This is a genomic window from Pseudoalteromonas sp. XI10 (assembly GCF_001469895.1).
GTDB lineage: Bacteria > Pseudomonadota > Gammaproteobacteria > Enterobacterales > Alteromonadaceae > Pseudoalteromonas.
The window spans coordinates 130,344-152,533 of sequence record NZ_LOPY01000061.1; the positions used below are offsets into that span (position 1 = coordinate 130,344).

Here is a 22,190-nt window from a genome sequence, read left to right on the forward strand (position 1 = left end):
TGTTATGCTTTGCTTGCCACGCTGTGTTGCGGCTTTTTATAGGCCCATATTAACAAACCAAGGCCACCAATTACCATCGGCAATGACAGTATTTGCCCCATCGAGATAAAGCCTGCGAATAAACCTAAATGAGCATCTGGTTCACGGAAATATTCAACAATAAATCTAAACACGCCATAGCCAAGTAAGAACACCCCTGCAACACTTCCCGCTGGACGCGGCTTTTTGATAAACCATTGTAAGATTAAGAACAGCACCAAACCTTCTAAAAAGGCTTCGTATAATTGTGATGGATGACGGGGCTCTGGGCCACCTGATGGGAAAATAAACGCCCAAGGTACATCAGTCACTCGGCCCCATAGTTCGCCATTAATAAAGTTACCAATACGTCCGGCTAGTAAACCAAGCGGCACCAGTGGCACTACAAAATCGCCCACTTCAAATAATGATTTTTTACGTGTCCAGGCAAAAATAGCAATGGCTGTAATCACACCTAGCGTACCGCCATGGAACGACATGCCACCTTGGTCAATTCTGAATAAGTACAGTGGGTTTTCAATAAAGTAGCTGAACTGATAAAACAATACATAACCAATACGGCCACCGAGTATTACCCCGAGCATGCCGTAAAATAATAAGTCACTAACTTGTTCTTTTGTCCAACCTGAGTTTGGTTTTTCTGCTTGACGATTAGCAAGCCACATCGCCAAAGCAAAACCAATTAAATACATTAAACCGTACCAACGTACGCTGAGCGGGCCTACCGAAAAAATAACCGGATCGATATCTGGAAATTGAAGAGCCATAAAAATAAAAACCTTTAACTAAACACCATTTTAAGCGCAATTATGACAAGTAATAGCGCGAATACTTTTTTTATTGTTGCCACAGGCAAGTAATGCGTGGCTTTGGCACCTATTGGCGCAATAAGCGACGAGGTAACCACAATCCCGACTAACGCAGGTAAATACACAAATCCGGCAAATCCATCACTGAAAGATGTTAATTGCCACCCAGCAGATACGTAACCCACCGAGCCGAATAGCGCAATGACAATACCACATGCAGCAGCACAACCAATGGCCTTTTTAATATCAACAGAAAAATAATGCAGTAGCGGCACAATAAGCGCCCCGCCGCCAATACCAATTAGTCCCGACAGCGCCCCCATTATGGCACATAAAAAGCCAAGAATAGGCCCTGATGGAAGCGGCTTTTCACTGGCGGCTTTTTTTCGTGTCGATAACACCATTCTGAGCGCGATAAACACCACGCTACCAGCAAAAACAAAGCGCAGTAGCTGCTCGGGGATAAAGCTTGCTGCAAAACCACTGATCAATGCGCCTAGGCCAACGCCAGTCATAACCCATGGGGCAATTTCCCAAGGCACGTTAGCATTACGATGATGAGCAAGGGCTGAAGAAGTCGAGGTAAAAATAATGGATGCTAACGAGGTTGCTATCGCGATGACTAATACATGGCTTGGGTCGGCAACATTGAACGATACTAATAGCGCACTAAGCACCGGTACGATAATAAGACCGCCACCAATGCCTAATAATCCTGCTAAAAATCCAACCACGCTGCCCAAAATTGCGCAGTACACCATTAAAAGTATTACGTCATGCATAGCACACTCATATATTCAATTTGTTATATACATATACTAAACTAATATATATACCCAAACCACCTCAAGATGCGAGTTTCAGTTGGAATTAAAAGCGATTTAGGCAAGGCATTGATTGCAAGTAATAGTGGTTCTATTGTTAAAATCAATAACGCAGTATAAATCGCTTTTAAACCAACCCTTTGGGCGTTTCACTGGCACTTACTCTCATCGTTGTTACTTCTTAAAAGGGACTGCCATTGTTGCAAAGTAACGCCTTGATATTAAGCACCTGTGAAACGCTGAATTCTACATCTTGAGGTGGCTTGGGTATAAGTGCTTCACAGCACAATTTTCCCTCATGACTGGCCTTGGCTTGGGGTGTAAAATAGCTCGCCGAGTTGATGTTCAATCATAAAGTTACGCGTTAACCTAAGTACATGTTTTGCAGTGGGTTGTAATAAACACTCTGCAAGTAACTTTTCCATATCACTGACATTTAATCGCCTAAGCACAAACTTAATTTTACTAATCGAAGCGTAGTTCATACTCAAGCTTCGATAACCCATCGCAATAAGCAGTAAAGCGCCTTCAGGGTCGCCCCCTAACTCACCACACAAGCTAAATGGCAACTCATGTTGTTGACACTCTTGTGCTATTTTTAACAGCACTCTAAGTACACTTGGGTGATAAGGGTTAAATAGCTCAGCAACGCGGGCATTAGAGCGGTCAACTGCCAGCATATATTGGGTTAAATCGTTGCTACCTACAGAGCAAAAATCGACCTTTTGCGACCACTCTTCAAGCATAAATACACTCGAAGGTACTTCTAACATCAAGCCGATTTCAGGGCGCTCAATGGCTTGTTCAGGATATTGTTCACTTAACTCAAAGTAGGCTTGTTCGAGCAATTTTAACGATTCATCGACTTCCTCTGAACCACTGATCATCGGCAGCATGATTTTTAAATTACCCAAACCAATATTGGCTTTTAACATTGCCTTGAGCTGATCTAAAAATAGCTCTGGGTGATCTAAGGTAACGCGAATACCACGCCAACCTAAAAATGGATTTTCTTCTGTTATATTGAAGTAATCTAAAACTTTATCGCCACCAATATCGAGTGTACGCATCACCACAGGGTTGGGGTGATAACTAGTGAGCACTTCGCGATACCAGCTTTCTTGTTCTGACTGTGAAGGAAATTGGCCTTTTTGCATAAACCAGGCTTCGGTGCGATAAAGGCCTACCCCATCGCAAAATGGCTTATTGTCATGCTCGGTATTTAATTCAAGACCCGCGTTAAGTAATAAGCTAATGTGTTCGCCATCTTTAGTGACGGCATCAAGGTTTTGCTCTGCAACAAACCGGTCGTTCAATAAGGCTTCTTGATATTTGAGCTGACTGTATTCCTCTTGCAGCATTTGTGAAGGAGAAATATATAAACGCCCTGCATAGGCATCTAAAATCATTTGCTTGCCTTCAAACTGCAATAACGGCACATCTTCAATGCCCCAAATAGCAGGGATCCCCATAGCACGAGTTAATATAGAAGCATGACTATTTGCCGCACCATTAACACTCACAACCCCAGCAAGGTGCCCTTTAGGTACTTCAGCAAGCATTGCGGGGGTTAATGTACCGGCAATTAAAATAGTGTCTTTAGGGTAAGGCTTTGCCGCATGCTCAGTATTAACTAAGTGATGTAAAACCCGTAAACCAATATCTTTAACATCAACAGCACGCTCTTTAATGTAAGGATCTTGCATGGCATTGAATTGAGTCACTAATTTCTCAATAACAATTTTCAGGGCGCTTTTAGCATTCCAGCCTTGTTGTAATTGCGCTTCAACATTTTGACCAAGACTTTTGGCATCAAGTAACTGCTGATAAACATCAAATACCGCCAGCGCCTCTTGCGGAATAGAGTCACTCAGTGTCATCGATAAGGTATTAAATTCGTTCCGCGTCGCAGCCACAGCTTGGGTAAATAGCTTACGCTGGGTGCTCACATCGTCGTCTTTTTGCAGTTCAATAGAGCTAAAGTCAAGTTTAGGGATCACCACAAAGGCTTCACCTATGGCAATACCTGGTGCACTTGATACCCCTTTTAATACTGAGGTTTGGTGTGAAAACTCATCGACACGTAATATTTCTTTTATTTCTGCATGAGCTAACTGAGAAGCTAGCTGCGCCGAGAGCGTAATTAAGAATGACTCTTCGTCAGGGCTAAAAACACGGGCTAGTTTTTGTTGAACAACAATAACGCCTAAAACTTTTTTCTGGTGCACGACTGGCACAGATAAGAACGCGTTATAGCCTTCTTCATTAACTTCAGGTGAGAGTTTAAAACGAGGGTGAGACTTAGCAAAAGCAATATTGATAGGCTCTTCACGCTGAGCAACAAGACCAACGAGACCTTCGGTAAAACCTATACGAAACTTACCCACTGCATCTGGGTTGAGGCCTTGGGTGGCCATCAATACAAAGTTATCTTGGCTATAATCTGCAAAATAAATCGAGCAGCACTGTGTTTGCATGGCATCTTTTACCATTTGCACAAAACACCCCAGCGCACTATTTAAGTCCGCCTGTTGCGACACAGCCTCAGCAATTGATCTGAGCGTGGCTAACATGATGCTGCTCCTTTGATTTAAATAAGGTTGCCCTTATCGTTTATGTCGCCAATGATCTTTGTGTTGCTCTCGTTTATTAAACGGCATTGCAAACGGAGCAAACTCTTTCATTACTCGACGATATACATCGCGCTTAAACGAAACAACTTGCCTAACCGGATACCAATAACTCACCCATCGCCAATCATCAAACTCGGGGTGATGAGTTTTAAGTAAATCTACATCTTCATCTTTACAACGAAGTTTCAGTAAAAACCATTTTTGTTTTTGCCCAATACACACAGGACTTGAGTCTCTGCGAATTAAACGCTTGGGTAATTTATAGCGTAACCAATGTTTAGAACTTGCGACGATCTCAACGTCTTCAGGAAGCAAGCCCACTTCTTCGTGTAATTCTCTGTACATGGTTTGCTCTGCTGTTTCGCCGTCATCAACACCACCTTGGGGAAATTGCCAAGAGTGCTGACCATAGCGACGAGCCCAAAATACTTGTCCCTGATTATTGCAAATTACAATTCCGACATTGGCACGAAAACCTTCGGCATCAATCACCTTAGTGCCTCATTTGTAAGTCGATTTTTATTGATTGTTCCACATAACCTGCGATACAGCAAACACTTTACACCTAAGCCTAAATTAGATTGAAAATTTATTTTTTAACAAACACGTTTAATCAAGGTGTTACGAAGTAATTATTATAAAAATGTGCTGTTTGATTAAAATAACTATTTACAACCGTATTTTTATCACCTTACCCACAGCTTGTGCATAACTTTTATAAACCATGCCTAAATTGCAAACAAATCCACAATCAACAGTTGAAATATCCACTTTCTCCACAGAAACTGTGGATAAACATGTTTATATATCTGTATTTATACAAACAACTGTTTAATTAATGAAATAGAAACAACATAAAAAAACAGTAAAACAATTAAATATCAGTTAGTTAGGCTAGCACATCTAAAAATAAAACTGATTATTTTTAGCCCACCCTTAACGTGCGCAAAAAACACCCAAACACAAAGATATCCACTAAGGCACGCATTTGCTATCATGATACGGTTAATTAGACAATCAAATAAACGCCTTATGCGACCAATAAAACCCGCTTCTATAAACGAATTAATGCAACGCGTTGATGCTATTGCTGGCCTCACCCTAGGGCAGCTAGCCGAGCAATATCAGTTTAAAACCCCTGACGATTTACTACGTGAAAAAGGCTGGACCGGGCAACTTATCGAATATGTACTTGGTGCAACAGCAGGCTCAAAGCCAACACCTGATTTTGAAGAGTTAGGCATTGAGCTAAAAACCCTACCTATTTCATTTAAAGGCAAACCCCTCGAAACAACCTTTGTTTCGGTAACACCGCTATTAAATGTAACCGGAATGACTTGGCAGCAAAGTACGGTTCGTAAAAAGTTGAATCATGTTTTGTGGTTACCGATTTTAGGCGAGCGCGAGATACTCCCTTTTCACCGTACCATAGGCAGTGGCTTTTTATGGCAGCCAAGTGCAGAGCAAGATGCCCTTTTACAGCGTGATTGGGAAGAACAAATGGAGCTAATCGCCCTTGGTCGCGTGGATGAAATTTCTGGGCATTTAGGCGATGTAATGCAAATAAGGCCAAAAGCAGCCAATAGCAAAGCGCTTACAGATGCAATTGGCCCAAATGGCCAGATTATACAAACCTTACCTCGCGGCTTTTATCTAAAAACCAGCTTCACCGGCGAGATCCTAAAACAACAATTTCAGCTATAATCCTAAAGCACCAATTGTTGTTGTTTTTCGCAATGAGCAGGAGCTTCACGCAACGATTCATTTGCAAACTTAAGTAGCCATTTACGTAAGTTTTGGTAGGTTGTTGACTGACAATTCTGCTCAACAACTTTGCCACGAATTAACTTTTCCTCACCATTTACATAAACAATATGAGAAAGAATCGGAGAGTTATTGTTTTTAAACTTTAGTGTAACTTCAGATTTTGCTAACTCAACAACTCCTGTTAATAAGTTAGTAAACACTTTTTTTAGTTCATCACTACCGGCTTGAAAAATTTCGTTTCTCTGTATTTCTGTGATTTTTTTGGATGTGACTGCAATAAGATTTTTATACTTAAAAGTCGTTTTATTTTTTCGTGTTTCACTGATCCAAACTTGTGCTTTAACAGCGACTTGATCCATATTTTGACTCACGAAAAAGATTGGCTTAATTGTCACTGGCGACTGTGATAGATCTTCTGTATATGCAGCTTCCAAGTCTTTTATAAAGTCTTTATTTTTGAAGCCATTAGTAAGTGTTATAAATTCAGATACTTTTTCGTTTGCTTCAGATTGTAATCCTGCGAGTTTATTACTCTGAATTGTAGATGAAGTGGCGGCATGTGCAGCTACTTGAACAAGTAAGCCTGCTAACCCTGCGTCTGCTGCGTATAGAACATCGGGATTTGTGATTGATGAATCTCTATCATATACACCTCGAATATCGAACTCATTTGGTGATGAAAGAGTGAATTTAAAATCACTTTCATCAATAGCTATCTTTTGGTTATGTATATACTTTACATAGTCGTCTCTTTTAGGTGTTGAATTACAGCCACACATAAAGAGCAACATAATTAAAATACTAAACTTTTTCACTTTTCTTCCCTAAAAAATATCGTGGCTTTCACCACGATATTTATTACCTAGATCGCATTTCGAATCAGTGTTTTTACATTTTCGATTGCTTGATAGTACGCTGTTGTAACACCAGGGAAATCATCAGGCTCATCCCATAAACCCTCAGGTTGAACTTTTTCATCCACTAAACGATATTGCAGATACTGATTTGTATTTAGATCAATAGTATAAACCACACCTTTCAAGTAACCTTGCGGATCCCCGTTAGGAACATAACTGCTAAAACTTCTATAGGCACCAAAACTATCAAAATTAGCAACAACTAGAACATCGATATCAAACTTCTCTTTTAAACCTCTGAAGTCTTGCTTAGCAAAACCTAACTCGCCTTTGAATTTAGGTAACTTATCCAGTAACTTCGGATCATCAAGGGTGGTAACATAATCAGATCTTTCTTTGAATTCATCTTGGATTAGTGTTTTTAATGAGTCAATATCGCTAACAGGAAGCGTTGCTAAATGCTTATCAAGTGAGCTTGTCAAAGAAGATGCAACACCATAACAAAGTAAGCAACTTGCACCAAAAATATGCGTGGTAGCTTTATCACCTCGCTGAAAATAAAAGCCTATTTTCTTTTCTTTATTTGTAAAATGATTTGCTTGTAACTCAACGGTTGGTTGAGGTGTTGTTCCACATCCCACTAAAGTAATTAATAAAAATAGTGTAATTATTTTTTTCATTCCCTTTCCTTTTTACTACTTATAACAGATTGAAAAACTGAATTTTATTCAGCTCAAATTCAGCTCAAATTCAGCTCAAATTCAGCCAAGAAAGGTACAGAATTATTTAAACATTAACAACTATAAAATAGAAAAATCTAATTTTTGTATCAAAAATAAACACAAATTAATTCGAAATATAAAAAAACCTCCCGAAGGAGGTTTTTTAAAGTCTTGATGAAGCTAAGCCAGATTACTGACCTTTAACCTCTTTAAGACCGTTATAAGGTGCTTTTTCACCTAATACTTCTTCAATGCGAAGTAGTTGGTTGTACTTAGCAATACGGTCAGAGCGGCTTAATGAACCCGTTTTGATTTGACCTGCTGCAGTACCTACTGCTAAATCAGCAATTGTCGCATCTTCAGTTTCACCTGAACGATGTGAGATAACAGCTGTGAAACCAGCGTCTTTAGCCATTTTGATAGCAGCAAGCGTTTCAGTTAACGAACCGATTTGGTTGAACTTGATTAGGATTGAGTTAGCAATACCATTATCAATACCACGCTTTAAGATCTTCGTGTTTGTTACGAAAAGGTCATCACCTACTAATTGTACTTTGTCGCCAATTAGTTGTGTTTGGTGTGCGAAACCATCCCAATCAGACTCATCTAAGCCGTCTTCAATTGAAACAATTGGGTATTGCTCAGTAAGGCCTTTAAGGAAATGGTTGAATTCTTCAGAAGTGAATTTTTTACCTTCGCCTTTAAGGTCGTAGATATTAGCTTCTTTGTCGTAGAACTCAGATGCAGCACAGTCTAGAGCTAGAGTGATATCTTTACCAAGCTCATAACCTGCATTTGCAACAGCTACCTTGATTGCAGCAAGTGCCGCTTCGTTAGATTCAAGGTTAGGAGCAAAACCACCTTCATCACCTACTGATGTAGAGTGACCTTCAGCTTTAAGTACTTTTGCTAAGCTGTGGAATACTTCAGCGCCCATACGTAATGCTTCACGGAAGTTTGTAGCACCAACTGGCTGGATCATGAACTCTTGAATATCAACAGAGTTATCAGCGTGCTCACCACCATTGATGATGTTCATCATAGGTAATGGCATTGAGTAAACACCTGATGTGCCGTTTAGGTCTGCAATGTGCTCATAAAGCTCAACGCCTTTAGAGTTAGCAGCCGCTTTAGCTGTTGCTAAAGACACAGCTAAGATAGCGTTAGCACCTAGTTTTTCTTTGTTTTCAGTACCATCTAAGTCAAGCATTACTTGGTCAACAGCTTTTTGATCAACTGCGTTTTGGCCTTTAAGAGCTTCAGCGATTTCGTTATTGATATAGCCTACTGCTTTTAAAACACCTTTACCTAGGTAACGTGCTTTATCACCATCACGTAATTCAAGCGCTTCGCGAGTACCTGTTGATGCACCAGATGGTGCTGCAGCACGGCCCCATGAACCATCAGCTAAATGTACATCAGCTTCAACAGTTGGGTTACCACGCGAGTCCATGATTTCGCGACCAATCACTTTTACGATTTCTGACATCTTGATTCCTCTTTTCCCGAAAATGGTGAGTTAGTGCCAATTTTATTAATTATCCTTAATGCCATTGGCTTATTAAAACAAATAAGCCGTGCATAAAGCACGGCCTATTTAAATTACGATGACGCTTTTTGGTGAGTGTGTGCAGCTGCAACAAACCCTTCAAACAGCGGGTGACCATCACGTGGTGTTGACGTGAATTCCGGGTGGAATTGCGCGGCAATAAACCAAGGGTGATCTTTATTCTCGATAATTTCGACTAGTTTCTTATCTTCAGATAAACCAGTGAAACTTAAGCCTGCTTTTTCAAGCTGCTCTACAAAGTGGTTATTCACTTCGTAACGGTGACGGTGACGTTCAACAATTTCGTCACTACCGTACACTTCACTTACTTTAGAACCCGGTGTTAAGTGACACTTCTGTGCACCTAAACGCATAGTACCACCTAGGTCAGATTGCTCATCACGGATTTCAACGTTACCGTCAGCATCTTGCCATTCAGTGATTAAACCAACAACTGGGTGTGCTGATTTAGCGTTAAACTCTGTTGAGTTTGCATCTTCAAGGCCTGCAACGTTACGCGCATATTCAATAAGCGCTACTTGCATACCTAAACAAATGCCTAAGTAAGGAACTTTGTTTTCACGTGCATATTTAGCCGCTAAGATCTTACCTTCAACACCACGGCCGCCGAAGCCACCTGGAACTAAGATAGCATCAAGGTGAGAGAGTAACTCAGTACCTTTGCTTTCTAAGTCTTGTGAATCAACGTATTCGATGTTCACAGTTAAACGGTTTTTCAGACCTGCATGCTTTAATGCTTCGTTTACTGATTTATATGCATCTGGTAGTTCGATGTACTTACCAACCATACCAATTGTCACTTCACCTGTTGGGTTAGACTCTTGGTATAACACTTGTTCCCACTCAGATAAATCTGCTTCTGGGCACTCAAGATAGAAACGACGACATACGAAGTTATCTAATTCTTGTGACTTAAGTAACGCAGGGATCTTATAGATGCTTTCTACGTCTGGTAATGAAATAACAGCTTTCTCTTCAACGTTAGTGAAAAGTGCGATCTTCGCGCGCTCGTTATTTGGTAATTTACGATCAGAACGACAGATCAAGATATCTGGTTGGATACCAATCGAACGTAATTCTTTTACTGAATGTTGTGTTGGCTTAGTTTTAACTTCACCTGCAGGGCCTAAGAATGGCACTAGCGTAAGGTGGATAAACAATGCGCGCTCACGGCCAATTTCAGTGCCAAGCTGACGAATTGCTTCTAAGAATGGTTGTGACTCGATGTCACCAACTGTACCGCCAATTTCAACGATTGCTACATCGCGACCTTCAGCACCGTCGTATACACGTTGCTTAATGTCGTTTGTGATGTGTGGAATAACCTGAATTGTTGCACCAAGGTACTCACCACGACGCTCACGTCGTAATACATCTTCATAAACACGACCTTGTGTGAAGTTGTTGCGGCTAGTCATCTTGGTACGGATGAAACGCTCATAGTGACCTAAGTCAAGGTCAGTCTCTGCACCGTCTTCAGTTACAAATACTTCACCGTGCTGAATTGGGCTCATAGTGCCTGGGTCAACGTTAATGTAAGGATCCAGCTTTAAAATAGTCACGTTAAGACCACGTGCTTCTAAAATAGCGGCTAATGACGCTGCTGCAATACCCTTACCCAACGAAGAAACAACCCCGCCAGTTACGAAGATAAATTTTGTACTCATGCGAACCCTAGAATATCAGGAATTAAAAGGAATAATATAGAATCAAGACGGGGCGATATTATAGCAAAGGGGCTGCTATCAATCCAGATAAAATTAGCAAATAAGTGAACAAAAAACGAGCTTGGTTACACTGTACCCAAGCTGTATCATGAGTGACTTAGTTTGCTTGCTTTTTAATGGCTTCCCATGCGTTGTCCATTTCTTCGAGGCTAGCCGTTTCTAAACTCTGGCCACGTTCACCTAAGTAAGCAGCCACTTTTTCAAAGCGTGACGCGAACTTAGCATTGGCACTTCGTAATAATTGCTCAGGATCGCGCTTAATATGACGGGCAACATTCACTGTTGCAAACAGTAAATCACCCAGCTCTTCTGCACTGTGCTCTGAATAAGGATCGTGAGCCAGCGCTTCTTTTACTTCGTCTACTTCTTCAGCAACTTTATCGAGCGCACCATGATAACTTGGCCAATCAAACCCTAGGCTTGCTACACGCTGTTGAATCTTCTTCGCTTTTGATAACCCCGGCATAGCATCAGGAATGTCTTGCCACAGGCTCATTTGTGGTGAAGCTGCTTTTTCTGCTCGCTCTTGTGCTTTAATAGCCTGCCACTGCTCAGAAAGCTCAGCGTCAGTCAGCTCACTTTGCTCTGCAAAGACATGGGGATGACGACGAACTAATTTATCATTAAGCGTATTAGCCACATCGGCAAAATCAAATAATCCTTGCTCTTTGGCAAGTTGAGCATAAAAGATGACTTGAAACAGTAAATCGCCAAGTTCACTTTTAAGCTCAGTAAGCTCACCTTTTTCAATGCAATCTGCTACTTCGTAAGCTTCTTCAAGGGTATGCGGCACTATTGACTTAAAGTCTTGTTTTAAATCCCACGGGCACCCAGATTCTGGGTCCCGTAGTTTGGCCATAATAGCAAGCGACTGCTCAATTGCCTGTTTATCACACATTACGAATGACCACGCTTTGCATCATGTACACCTTCGATTTGATGTAACTTAGACAATAAGCGGTTGGTGCTTGATAAGTCATGTACTTCAACCTGCATTGAAAACAGCGCAAGCTGCTTATCTTCAACCGTGTTGACGTTCATGTTCAGCACATTCACTTTTTCGTTTGCAAGCACTGAGCTGATATCTCGAATAAGGCCTGAGCGATCGGTCGCTTCAACTTTAATCGTTAATGAGTAAGAGCCATTGACATCGTCTGACCAACTTACTGATATCACCCGCTCAGGATGCTTTTCACGAAGTTTCTCAAACGAATCACAATCTTCACGGTGAACTGCAATCCCTCGGCCTTGCGTAATGTAGCCAATAATTTCATCGCCCGGCACAGGTCGGCAGCATTTAGCAACATGGCTCATTAAGCTACCTACCCCATCAACAACAATACCGTTCTTATCGCCGGTGACACTTTTTGGTTTTTTAAACTTAATTTGTGGTTCGTCATGCTCACGGTCACTAATAAAGTTTAATAACTGGTTTAAGCGAACATCCCCAGCACCTACCGCAACCATAAGGTCGTCAAGGCCTTTAAGGTTAAAACGCTCAATAGCTGGCGCTAGATCTTTAGTTGTTAAATCTAGTTTTTGCAGCTCAGTTTCGAGTATTTCTTTACCGGCACTTAGGTTTTTATCGCGATCAAGCTGCTTAAACCAATGATGGATTTTAGAGCGTGCTCGTGAAGACTTAATATAACCTAGCGATGGGTTTAACCAATCACGGCTTGGGTTAGGTTGCTTTTGAGTTAAAATTTCAACCTGATCGCCGGTGCTTAATTGGTGAGTAAACGGCACAATTTTGCCAAACACTTTTGCGCCAATACAACGATGCCCTACATTTGAGTGAATGTAATAAGCAAAATCAAGTGGTGTTGCACCCAGCGGCAAATCGAAAATATCCCCTTTAGGCGTAAACACATAAACACGGTCTTCTACTACTTGGTTTTTAAGCTCTTCCGCTAAGTCACTGCCATCAACAACTTCTTCTTGCCATTGCAGTAACTTACGTAACCAGCTAATTTTTTGCTCGTAGCCTGAACCACGTCCTGGCAATGCACCTTCTTTGTACATCCAGTGCGCAGCAACACCTAGCTCAGCATCTTGGTGCATTTCGCTCGTACGAATTTGAATTTCAACGGTTTTACCTTCTGGGCCAAATACCACGGTATGAATTGACTGATAACCGTTTTGCTTAGGTGTTGCGATGTAATCATCAAATTCTTTATTTAAATGGCGCCAGTTTGTATGCACGATACCTAATGCCGCGTAACAATCTTGCAGGCGCTCTACCACTATGCGCATAGCGCGAATATCAAAAAGCTGGTCGAACTCGTAGTTCTTCTGTGCCATTTTTTTGTAGATGCTGTAGATATGCTTAGGGCGGCCATACACCTCACCTTCAATACCCGCTTCAGCCAAGCGTGTTTTGACTAAAGCAACCATGTTCTCCATGTATGCTTCACGGGCAAGGCGCTTATCATCAAGCTGTTTGGCGATATTTTTATAGGTATCTGGGTGCAAATAACGGAACGAAAGATCTTCAAGTTCCCATTTAAGCTGACCAATCCCTAATCGGTTAGCTAGGGGCGCAAAAATGTCGCGTGTTTCTTTAGCGGCAATGACACGCTCTTCTTCACTTGCGTCTTTAACATCACGCAGGTGACACACTTGCTCTGCAAGTTTAATCACTACGGCGCGCACATCTTCAACCATGGCTAACAGCATACGGCGAATATTATCGATTTGTACTGTGCCTTTTCCTTGATGGGCTAAGGTGCTGATGGTAGCCATTTGGCTTACGCCTGTTAATAATAACGCAACGTGATTACCCAGCTTTTCGGTGACTGTCTCAATTGAGATTTTTTCGGCTAAAAAATAAGGCGTTAAAAAAGCAGTGGCAAGTGAGTCTGCATCTAAATTTAGCTCAGCTAAAATCTCCACCATTTCAATGGCTGTGTTTTCACGTTTTGCATCATCGCAGTGCAGGCACAGTTGGTGAGCCTGCTCTAATAAGGTATGTTTGTCTTCTGTTAGCGCTAACAGCTCGATACGGCTGGCAAAATCACTCGGCTTAGTTAGCTGATGTGACTGTCTAGTGGCTACCATGTGCGCTTTACCTCCTGTGAAATAACGCCATCGTTTCAATATGCCCGGTATGCGGGAACATATTCATAAGCCCAATTTTTTCAATGCTAAAGCCTGCTTGTAAAATAATCGCACTGTCACGGGCTAAAGTAACAGGATCACAAGAGACATATAAAATCGTTTTAAACTGAGTAAGTGGTAACTGCTCTAAAATAGCCATTGCGCCAGTACGTGATGGATCAAGAACTAACACGTCAAGTTCGGCACTAAACCAAGCAGCTGATTGCATTGATTTTGTTAAATCAAAACAATAAAAATCGGTATTCGACAATGAGTTAGTTTGCGCATTTTGTTTTGCTAATGCAACCGCAGAATCGACCCCTTCAACACCAATAACATATTTAGCATACTTTGCAATCAATAATGAAAAGTTACCAATGCCACAAAATAAATCCAATACCTGCTCATGACCTTGTAAATCAAGCCACTGTTTTGCTTGATGCAGCATAGCTTGATTCACTTGCGGGTTAACTTGAATAAAGTTTTCAAGGCCAAACTCAAAGCGTAAATCATAAGCTGGTATCTGGTAGTACGGCATTGGATGGTCACTGTGATCAATTTCACCACTTTGTGATTGCCACACAACACGCCAGCTATATTCATCACACGCCGCTACGACTATGGCTTTTAACTCTGCATTAATAGCTTTGGTATGCCTAATAACCACAAAGGCCGCATTATCGGCTTCACATAATTGTAAGTGACTAATACTACTAAGACCTGAATGGCTGTTGATAAGAACATCAAAAACTGAAAAAACGTCTTTAAAAGTGCTGCTCAGCACATCACAGCTTTCAATACTCACCAATTGTTTAGAGCCTTGAGCTCGATATCCTACGCGCATTTTCTTTGCAGCTTTGTCATGCATTACAGCAATACGCGCAGAGCGACGGTAATGGCGCTCTTCACTAAGCAGAGGTGCTTGCCAATTTAAGTCATCAGCTTTGGCAAACTTGCTAAACAGCTGACTAACCGCAGCTTGCTTCTCAACCAATTGTTGCTCTGCATTAAGGTGCTGTAGCTGACAACCACCACAAACCTGATAATGCTGACAAAAAGGAGTAACCCTATGCGCTGAGGCTGATAATACTTTTTTACAATCAGCACTGGCAAAACGTGCCTTATCTTCAATCAATAACGCTTTTACTTCTTCACCCGGCAAAGCACCATTAACAAAACAGACTTTATTTCCCTGCTTAGCAACGCCCCGCCCTTGGTGATCCATAGCAGTGACATTGAGGGTTAGCATTTTTTGCGAAACGGATTTCTTTTTGGCTTTGAAAATCTGTGCCATCGGGCAACACCTTAATTATTGATAAAGCGGGAGTAAGTATATACTCTTAAACAACGATAATAATGATAACAACATTCTTTATGACTAAATTTGGCTTACGTGACTCAGTCTTAACCCTTACACTTATACCGACTGTGATCATAGGCTTGTTGCTGGGCGGTTATTTTACAATAAATCGTTACATTGAGCTCGATGAAATTTTGTATCAACAGGGCGTGACTATTATTGAGCCCCTCGCCATTGCTGTTGAGCAACCATTAATAAAGCGTGATAAAGCCTTATTAACTCGCTTAGTTAGTCATACACATAACAAACACTCCCCTGCTATCCAATCTATTGCTATTTTTGATGAAAACAATGAGTTAGTGATTTTTAGTAAATACCAAAGTGAATTCAAAGAAATTGTTAGCAGCAATGCAAACAGCATGGATGGCATTCAAGTACAAAATTCTGAGCACTATTTAACATTTTCTACTGCCATAATTAATCATAGCCGCCAAGACATGATTTGGAATCATCACAGCTACCAAGCATCGCTAGGCACTGTGGTGATCATGCTCAACAAACAACAAGCCATTATTGGCCAGCAACGGGCATTATTAGTCAGTGGCGTGGTAATTTTACTCGCGCTCATACTTGCCACCGTATTAGCGTTTAGATTAACTCGCATGTTTATTCAGCCTCTTAATAAGTTAGTACTAGCTACCGACAAACTCATTGAAGGTAAAGTAGACACAGGGCTTGATCAAAAAATGTTTGGCGAGTTTGAGCTCTTACGCACAGGTTTAAATACCATTTCAGAAACTATGGTTGTGCAACGTGATGAGATGCAAAAGCACATTGACCAAGCAACCTCTGATTACCGCGAAACACTTGAACAATACGAAACCCAAAATATTCAGTTAAGTATTGCTAAAAAAGATGCACAAGACGCGAACCGAGTAAAATCAGACTTTTTAGCTAAAATGAGTCACGAATTACGCACACCTTTAAATGGTGTAATAGGTTTCACGCGCCAGCTTTATAAAACCCCGCTGAATAAGCATCAAAAAGATTACCTAGATACCATTGAACTGTCGGCCAATAGCTTACTTACAATTATCAGTGATATTTTAGACTTTTCGAAATTAGAAGCCGGTGCCATGGAGCTTGAGTCAATGCAATTCCAGCTCCGTGACAATATTAATGAAGTTATGACTTTGCTGGCACCTAGTGCTCACGAAAAGCAACTCGAGCTTTCAATATTTATCCACCCGCAAGTACCTGACAACCTAACCGGCGACCCGACCCGCTTTAAACAAATTTTGATAAACCTATTAAGTAATGCCATTAAATTTACTGAAAAAGGATCAATCAAGGTTGATGTTGGCTACCGGTTATTAGATGAAGAACGTGCTTCTATTTTGGTGTCTGTCACTGACACCGGTGTGGGTATCCCAATGGATAAACAAGATGCGCTATTTACACCATTTGGCCAAGCAGACTCCAGTATCACCCGTAAATTTGGTGGCACAGGTCTTGGTTTAATCATCACTAAGCATATTGTTGAAGCGATGAATGGCCGCATTACTCTAAACTCAGCACCTGGTAATGGTACCTGCTTTACGTTCAATGCCGTATTCAGAACGCCAAGTAACTCAATTACTAGTGACTTACCGACTCAATCACTGATCAATAAACGTATTTTGTATCTTGAGCCTCATGAGCATACCCATCAAGCAACGTTATCGCTACTGCATGAATGGCAAACTCGTGTAACCGCCTGCATGGATGAAGAAAGCTTCTTAAATGAGATCAACAAAGACTTCAGCTACGATATTTGTATTATTGGCCATACCGCTACTATTGACGATATGCAGCAACTTAAGAGTTATGTAAAAGCAGTGCGTCCTGTCACTGATTATTTATACATAATGCTTAATACGGTTTCGCATAATATGCGCGAAGCCTTTGTCGGTAGCGGTGCAGATGCTTGCTTAAGTAAACCGCTTAACCACCGTAAATTATGTGAGGTACTTGCTGCGCCTTACCGCCTTGACCATCCAGTGCATAACATTGAGCAAGGTGATGAAAAATTATTACCACTTAAAGTACTGGTTGTTGACGATAACGATGCCAACCTAAAACTAATTTGCACCTTACTTGAAGAACAAATTGAGCTCATAGATACCGCACATAATGGCTCACAAGCTTACAGCTTAAGTAAAAGCCATAAATATGACTTGATCTTCATGGACATCCAAATGCCAATTATGGATGGTATTACCGCATGTAAACTTATTCGCGAGTCATCTCTCAATGAAGATACACCCATCATTGCAGTGACTGCTCACGCCCTAGCAGGTGAAAAAGAGCAACTTCTTAAAGATGGCTTTAAAGGTTACTTAACTAAGCCTATTGATGAGGACATGCTTAAACAAATAATTAGCGATCATAGCCCGCAATCGCCAATTAATCGTGAACGTAGCAAAACTGCCGCAGTTGACTCAGAACCTCCATTTGAAAGTGCCCGCCTCGATTGGCAACTGGCACTTCAACGCGCAGGCGGAAAAGAAGAACTAGCGCTTGAAATGCTTAATATGTTGTTACTCAGCGTGCCTGAAACCTTGCGCCTACTCAATGAAGCTATAGAAAAAGAAGATTGTGAACATGTACTTAGCATAGTGCACAAGTTCCATGGAGCATGTTGTTACACAGGCGTACCAAAACTAAAATCACTTGCCGAAACACTCGAGACAGCTTTAAAAGGCGATTGCGATTTAAATTACATTGAGCCTGAACTATTTGAGCTTGTTGATGAGCTGAATAATTTGTTAAGTGATGCAGGTATGGTTGAGCAACAACGATAAAAGAACACCCAATAAATTATATAAAGGAATATATTAATGAAAAACTCTTTAATACTAGCTGGCAGTTTGTTTGTCTTTGGTTGCGCATCAACCTCAGACAAACCAGTAAAATTAGAGTATGCGGATTTAGCTGTTAGCTCTAATGAAATGGAGTCAGCAAAATGGCAACAGCTTGAACGCTTTCCTGCCAGATACCCAAAAAAAGCAGTTATCCAAGCAAAAGAAGGTTGCGCAACTATTGAGTATGTCATTACGCCACAAAATGAGATTAGAGATATTCAGGTAGTTGCCTCAACTAACTCTGTATTTGCCGACGCAGCAAAAGATGTAATCACTAATTGGCACTGGAATGAGCTGGCGAAAAATATTACTGATAAAGCGGTGAAAACCCAAACTCGCTTTGACTTTTGTTTTGACACACCTGAGCAATCTTGCAAAGAGCTAAAACCTAACTATTCATGCCCTAGTTCAGATATTATTTATTCCACGGGTACACGCATAGTGAAGTATTAAAGGGAGCTTGCTTTGTATTTTATCTTACTTATCGTCTTTAGTGCTATTTCACTCACTTGGTTTTTCCTCCGCTATAAAAAACTAAGTATAGAAGCTAATAATTACGTAAAAACCAATTACACAGAGCAGTGGCAAGAATACGAAAGTAAAGCCCGTTTAATGAAAGCTAAACCTAACTCAATGGTTTTTTATTCAATTAAAAAAGGTGAATTGTCGGCCGTAGATGATGATATTTTAAAAAGCTTTAAGAAAAAACATCAATACACAGTGACCCTACTCTGCCTATCGCCACTGTTATCATCCTTTCTCTCAGAGTTTATTGTTTATCTGAGTAAATAAAAAACGCGGTGGATATCATATCCACCGCGTTCAGTATTCAAAGCTTCCTGGCTCTTATTAAAGGCGTCAGCTTAAAGTCTTGCTTCAATCATTAGACGTTTCATATCGCTGACTGCTTTTTCTAAACCATCAATCGCTGCACGGGCAATAATCGCATGACCAATGTTTAACTCATAAATTTCTGGCATTGCCGCAATAGGTTTTACATTGTGATAATGAAGACCATGGCCGGCATTAACGATTAAACCTAAGCTATCAGCATATTGTACGCCACTACGAATACGCTCAAGCTCAGTGTGAAGCTCTTCGTCATTTTCAGCATCAGCATAAGCACCTGTGTGAATTTCAACGTATGGAGCATTACACGCTTTTGCAGCGTCAAGTTGTGCGTTGTCGGCATCAATGAATAACGAGACCTTAATTCCTGCAGCTGTTAGCTTTTCTGTTGCTGCTTTTACTTTTTCAAAGTTACCAACAACATCTAGGCCGCCCTCAGTGGTGAGCTCTTCACGCTTTTCAGGCACTAAACAAACATAAGCAGGTTTCACTTCAAGGGCAATGTCGATCATTTCATCGGTCACTGCAATTTCAAGATTCATACGTGTTTGAATCGTTTTTGCCATCACATATACGTCGCGGTCTTGAATATGACGGCGGTCTTCACGCAAATGAATGGTGATACCATCTGCACCAGCATGCTCTGCAACAGCTGCAGCATGCGCAGGATCTGGGTAACTCGTGCCACGCGCTTGGCGTAAAGTGGCAATGTGATCAACGTTTACACCAAGAAGAATATCTTTCATTTTTTTACCTGTTTAAAACAACGATTCAAGGCTGAATAACAGCCTACTTAATAAATAACTCACGGCTTTTTAATGGCTTTTTACCAAGTAAAGGCTTGAGTAGGTATCGACTTAATTGCTTTGCCATATATAACACATCAGGGGCGCTAAAGTCATGAGCTGCTATGGCATTTAATTGCTTTCCTGAAAAGCCACTATGGGGGTCGTCATGCAGCAAGAAACCGTATTCAGCAAAGTACTGGTAATTTGCTGCATCGTTAATTTCATCACCTTCGGCATCAACACTAAAATCAACGCCATAACCAAGCATCTCAAGTAACTGAAACTCATAAGAACGCAGCACAGCTTGTAGGTTTTTAGTGGTTGATAACTCGTCTAGATGCTGTTTATAAAGATGATATACACTTTCCATCGGCTCATTGATAGGTACGATACGATTGGTTAATTCGTTCATATAGAAGCCGCAATAAAGCTCGGTACCCTGCAACATAGTTTGCCGGCCATGGGGTTCAAAACGATTAATGTATTTTAAATCAGACTTGCCGCTATATTGCACGAGCAGAGATTGGAAAGGTTGTAACTGTGCTTTATGTTTAGTGGCCTGGCGACCACTAACACGGGCCAGCATTCTCAGCTGACCTACGCCTTCTACCAGCATATCGAGCATGACTTGCGAGTCGCTAAATGGACGTCGGTGCAGCAAGTATGCTGTGTAGAATTCGCTATCCATGGCGTGTAAGGCTTTACTTAGTCTTCACCATAGCCAAGGCTACGTAGCGCACGCTCATCGTCGGCCCAGCCAGACTTCACTTTAACCCAAAGTTCTAAAAACACTTTGTTATCAAGCATGTCTTCAAGGTCTTTACGAGCTTCACGGCCAATGACTTTCAACTTTTCGCCTTTATTGCCGATCACCATACGCTTTTGCGTTTCACGCTCAACGAGGATCAAACCATTAATTTGCCAAACACCGTTTTCTTGCCATTTAAATTGCTCGATCTCTACAGTGACTGAATATGGTAGCTCATCACCCATAAAGCGCATCAGCTTTTCACGGATCACTTCAGCCGCCATAAAGCGCATTGAACGGTCTGTTACGTAATCTTCAGGGAAGTAAAACTCACAAAGCGGTAAACGCTTTTTCACTTCATCTTTGATTAAATCAATATTTTTACCCTGCTTTGCAGAGACCGGCATAATAGCCACAAAATCAAATTTACCACCTAAAAACTGCATGTGCGGAAGCACTAAATCACGGTCTTTAACTTGGTCAATTTTATTCATCACTAATAATACTGGACGACCGCTCTGACGTACTTTATTTAGTACCATCTCATCGTCTTCGTTCCAGTGTGTGCCTTCAACCACAAAGATGATCAGTTCTACATCGCCAATTGAGCTTGATGCAGCACGGTTCATTAAACGGTTAATAGCGCGTTTTTCTTCGACGTGTAAGCCTGGTGTATCCACATAAACAGCTTGGTATTTACCTTCGGTATGAATACCCATGATACGGTGACGTGTGGTTTGTGGCTTACGTGAGGTAATAGACACCTTTTGCTCAACAATATAGTTAAGTAAGGTTGATTTACCTACATTTGGGCGGCCAACAATGGCAACCATACCGCAGTGCGTATCTAGCTCTGCAGGTTCTTTGCTAATTAAATCATCAAGATTCATTTTTAAGTATCTTTAAGGCTTTTTCAGCGGCTTTTTGCTCAGCTTTACGACGTGAGCTACCTACTGAGATAATGCTATCCATCCCTTCAACAATACATTCAACCGTGAATGTTTGATTGTGCGCTTGGCCTTTTGTATCAATTACAGTGTAGCCAGGTAACGATAATTTGCGCGCTTGTAAGTACTCTTGAAGTAATGTTTTTGGATCTTTTTGATTTAAGCCCGGCGAAATTGCATCAAGACGCGACTCGTACCAGCTTAAAATTAACTCACCACATTGTTCAATGTTTGAGTCTAAGAACACCGCACCAATGATCGCCTCAACGGCATCAGCAAGGGTTGATTCACGGCGAAAACCACCGCTTTTAAGCTCACCTGGACCTAAGCGTAAGTAATCACCTAAGCCAAACTCTAGGCCAAACTCAGCCAACGTTTGACCACGAACTAGGGTCGAACGCATGCGGCTTAAATCACCTTCGCGTGCTTTTGGAAATTTAGTGTAAAGTGCATTCGCAATCACAAAGCTCAAAATCGAATCACCTAAAAACTCTAAGCGCTCGTTGTGTTGGCCTTTATGACTGCGGTGCGTCATTGCCTGCTCAAGCAAAGCTTGATCAGTAAATGTATAACCTATTTTGTTGTATAACTCTGTTACGTTTTTTTTCATC

General features: G+C 41.2%; 19 protein-coding genes. 4 read left to right on the forward strand and 15 right to left on the reverse strand.

Translation table 11 applies throughout. The features are described from left to right. Positions 1 to 2: 2 nt before the first annotated feature. The 4 genes from lgt to rppH form a co-directional block, all read right to left on the reverse strand. Positions 3 to 806: a prolipoprotein diacylglyceryl transferase gene (lgt, locus tag AUR67_RS19235; RefSeq protein WP_054562237.1), complete on the reverse strand. Its 804-nt coding sequence runs from the start codon at positions 804 to 806 to the stop codon at positions 3 to 5. 14 nt (positions 807 to 820) lie between these two features. Further along, positions 821 to 1,630: a sulfite exporter TauE/SafE family protein gene (locus AUR67_RS19240; RefSeq protein ID WP_055020682.1), complete on the reverse strand. Its 810-nt coding sequence runs from the start codon at positions 1,628 to 1,630 to the stop codon at positions 821 to 823. A gap of 338 nt (positions 1,631 to 1,968) precedes the next feature. Further along, a complete protein-coding gene (ptsP, locus tag AUR67_RS19245) occupies positions 1,969 to 4,245 on the reverse strand; it encodes a phosphoenolpyruvate--protein phosphotransferase (protein WP_058586451.1) in 2,277 nt (758 codons plus the stop codon). A gap of 33 nt (positions 4,246 to 4,278) precedes the next feature. Continuing rightward, complete coding sequence (gene rppH / locus AUR67_RS19250) at positions 4,279 to 4,797, reverse strand: RNA pyrophosphohydrolase (RefSeq protein ID WP_054562240.1); 519 nt, start codon at positions 4,795 to 4,797, stop codon at positions 4,279 to 4,281. Between the two features lie 540 nt (positions 4,798 to 5,337). Here rppH and mutH point away from each other — a divergent pair. Further along, positions 5,338 to 6,009, forward strand: a complete 672-nt coding sequence (gene mutH / locus AUR67_RS19255) for a DNA mismatch repair endonuclease MutH (protein WP_058586533.1) — start codon at positions 5,338 to 5,340, stop codon at positions 6,007 to 6,009. A 2-nt stretch (positions 6,010 to 6,011) separates the two neighbouring features. Here the strand turns inward: mutH and AUR67_RS19260 are convergent, their stop codons facing one another. The 7 genes from AUR67_RS19260 to rlmD form a co-directional block, all read right to left on the reverse strand. Further along, positions 6,012 to 6,887: a hypothetical protein gene (locus AUR67_RS19260; protein ID WP_058586452.1), complete on the reverse strand. Its 876-nt coding sequence runs from the start codon at positions 6,885 to 6,887 to the stop codon at positions 6,012 to 6,014. Between the two features lie 47 nt (positions 6,888 to 6,934). Further along, positions 6,935 to 7,609 carry a hypothetical protein gene (locus tag AUR67_RS19265; protein WP_058586453.1) on the reverse strand — a complete coding sequence of 225 codons (675 nt, stop codon included), beginning with the start codon at positions 7,607 to 7,609 and terminating at the stop codon, positions 6,935 to 6,937. Between the two features lie 232 nt (positions 7,610 to 7,841). Then, a complete protein-coding gene (gene eno, locus AUR67_RS19270; protein ID WP_054562241.1) occupies positions 7,842 to 9,140 on the reverse strand; it encodes a phosphopyruvate hydratase in 1,299 nt (432 codons plus the stop codon). A 113-nt stretch (positions 9,141 to 9,253) separates the two neighbouring features. Further along, on the reverse strand, positions 9,254 to 10,888 hold the full coding sequence (locus AUR67_RS19275; RefSeq protein ID WP_054562242.1) for a CTP synthase: 1,635 nt from the start codon (positions 10,886 to 10,888) through the stop codon (positions 9,254 to 9,256). 157 nt (positions 10,889 to 11,045) lie between these two features. Continuing rightward, positions 11,046 to 11,846, reverse strand: a complete 801-nt coding sequence (gene mazG / locus AUR67_RS19280) for a nucleoside triphosphate pyrophosphohydrolase (RefSeq protein ID WP_058586454.1) — start codon at positions 11,844 to 11,846, stop codon at positions 11,046 to 11,048. Next, positions 11,846 to 14,005, reverse strand: a complete 2,160-nt coding sequence (relA, locus tag AUR67_RS19285) for a GTP diphosphokinase (RefSeq protein ID WP_058586455.1) — start codon at positions 14,003 to 14,005, stop codon at positions 11,846 to 11,848. Before relA ends, mazG begins: the two co-directional genes overlap by 1 nt. A 7-nt stretch (positions 14,006 to 14,012) precedes the next feature. Beyond that, on the reverse strand, positions 14,013 to 15,338 hold the full coding sequence (rlmD, locus tag AUR67_RS19290; RefSeq protein ID WP_058586456.1) for a 23S rRNA (uracil(1939)-C(5))-methyltransferase RlmD: 1,326 nt from the start codon (positions 15,336 to 15,338) through the stop codon (positions 14,013 to 14,015). Between the two features lie 80 nt (positions 15,339 to 15,418). Here rlmD and barA point away from each other — a divergent pair, with 80 nt between their 5' ends. The 3 genes from barA to AUR67_RS19305 are packed head-to-tail and all read left to right on the forward strand — an operon-like array spanning position 15,419 to position 19,039. Next, positions 15,419 to 18,187, forward strand: coding sequence for a two-component sensor histidine kinase BarA (gene barA, locus AUR67_RS19295; RefSeq protein WP_058586457.1), 2,769 nt, complete (start codon positions 15,419 to 15,421; stop codon positions 18,185 to 18,187). 36 nt (positions 18,188 to 18,223) lie between these two features. Continuing rightward, a complete protein-coding gene (locus tag AUR67_RS19300; protein ID WP_058586458.1) occupies positions 18,224 to 18,700 on the forward strand; it encodes an energy transducer TonB in 477 nt (158 codons plus the stop codon). Between the two features lie 12 nt (positions 18,701 to 18,712). Beyond that, positions 18,713 to 19,039 (forward strand): hypothetical protein, encoded by a 327-nt coding sequence (locus AUR67_RS19305; protein ID WP_058586459.1) that lies wholly within the window; start codon positions 18,713 to 18,715, stop codon positions 19,037 to 19,039. Between the two features lie 71 nt (positions 19,040 to 19,110). Here AUR67_RS19305 and pdxJ read toward each other — a convergent pair whose 3' ends face one another. The 4 genes from pdxJ to rnc are packed head-to-tail and all read right to left on the reverse strand — an operon-like array spanning position 19,111 to position 22,189. Then, positions 19,111 to 19,842: a pyridoxine 5'-phosphate synthase gene (pdxJ, locus tag AUR67_RS19310; RefSeq protein WP_054554340.1), complete on the reverse strand. Its 732-nt coding sequence runs from the start codon at positions 19,840 to 19,842 to the stop codon at positions 19,111 to 19,113. A gap of 43 nt (positions 19,843 to 19,885) precedes the next feature. Continuing rightward, positions 19,886 to 20,572 carry a DNA repair protein RecO gene (recO, locus tag AUR67_RS19315; protein WP_058586460.1) on the reverse strand — a complete coding sequence of 229 codons (687 nt, stop codon included), beginning with the start codon at positions 20,570 to 20,572 and terminating at the stop codon, positions 19,886 to 19,888. 17 nt (positions 20,573 to 20,589) lie between these two features. Beyond that, on the reverse strand, positions 20,590 to 21,522 hold the full coding sequence (era, locus tag AUR67_RS19320; RefSeq protein ID WP_054554338.1) for a GTPase Era: 933 nt from the start codon (positions 21,520 to 21,522) through the stop codon (positions 20,590 to 20,592). Continuing rightward, positions 21,512 to 22,189, reverse strand: a complete 678-nt coding sequence (rnc, locus tag AUR67_RS19325; protein ID WP_054554337.1) for a ribonuclease III — start codon at positions 22,187 to 22,189, stop codon at positions 21,512 to 21,514. Before rnc ends, era begins: the two co-directional genes overlap by 11 nt. Between the last annotated feature and the right edge of the window lies 1 nt (position 22,190).

Coding starts and splice junctions, on each gene's coding strand:
- lgt (WP_054562237.1), bottom strand. CDS start 806: ATGGCTCTTCAATTTCCAGATATCGATCCGGTTATTTTTTCGGTAGGC.
- AUR67_RS19240 (WP_055020682.1), bottom strand. CDS start 1,630: ATGCATGACGTAATACTTTTAATGGTGTACTGCGCAATTTTGGGCAGC.
- ptsP (WP_058586451.1), bottom strand. CDS start 4,245: ATGTTAGCCACGCTCAGATCAATTGCTGAGGCTGTGTCGCAACAGGCG.
- mutH (WP_058586533.1), top strand. CDS start 5,338: ATGCGACCAATAAAACCCGCTTCTATAAACGAATTAATGCAACGCGTT.
- AUR67_RS19265 (WP_058586453.1), bottom strand. CDS start 7,609: ATGAAAAAAATAATTACACTATTTTTATTAATTACTTTAGTGGGATGT.
- eno (WP_054562241.1), bottom strand. CDS start 9,140: ATGTCAGAAATCGTAAAAGTGATTGGTCGCGAAATCATGGACTCGCGT.
- AUR67_RS19275 (WP_054562242.1), bottom strand. CDS start 10,888: ATGAGTACAAAATTTATCTTCGTAACTGGCGGGGTTGTTTCTTCGTTG.
- mazG (WP_058586454.1), bottom strand. CDS start 11,846: ATGTGTGATAAACAGGCAATTGAGCAGTCGCTTGCTATTATGGCCAAA.
- relA (WP_058586455.1), bottom strand. CDS start 14,005: ATGGTAGCCACTAGACAGTCACATCAGCTAACTAAGCCGAGTGATTTT.
- rlmD (WP_058586456.1), bottom strand. CDS start 15,338: ATGGCACAGATTTTCAAAGCCAAAAAGAAATCCGTTTCGCAAAAAATG.
- barA (WP_058586457.1), top strand. CDS start 15,419: ATGACTAAATTTGGCTTACGTGACTCAGTCTTAACCCTTACACTTATA.
- AUR67_RS19300 (WP_058586458.1), top strand. CDS start 18,224: ATGAAAAACTCTTTAATACTAGCTGGCAGTTTGTTTGTCTTTGGTTGC.
- pdxJ (WP_054554340.1), bottom strand. CDS start 19,842: ATGAAAGATATTCTTCTTGGTGTAAACGTTGATCACATTGCCACTTTA.
- recO (WP_058586460.1), bottom strand. CDS start 20,572: ATGGATAGCGAATTCTACACAGCATACTTGCTGCACCGACGTCCATTT.
- era (WP_054554338.1), bottom strand. CDS start 21,522: ATGAATCTTGATGATTTAATTAGCAAAGAACCTGCAGAGCTAGATACG.
- rnc (WP_054554337.1), bottom strand. CDS start 22,189: ATGAAAAAAAACGTAACAGAGTTATACAACAAAATAGGTTATACATTT.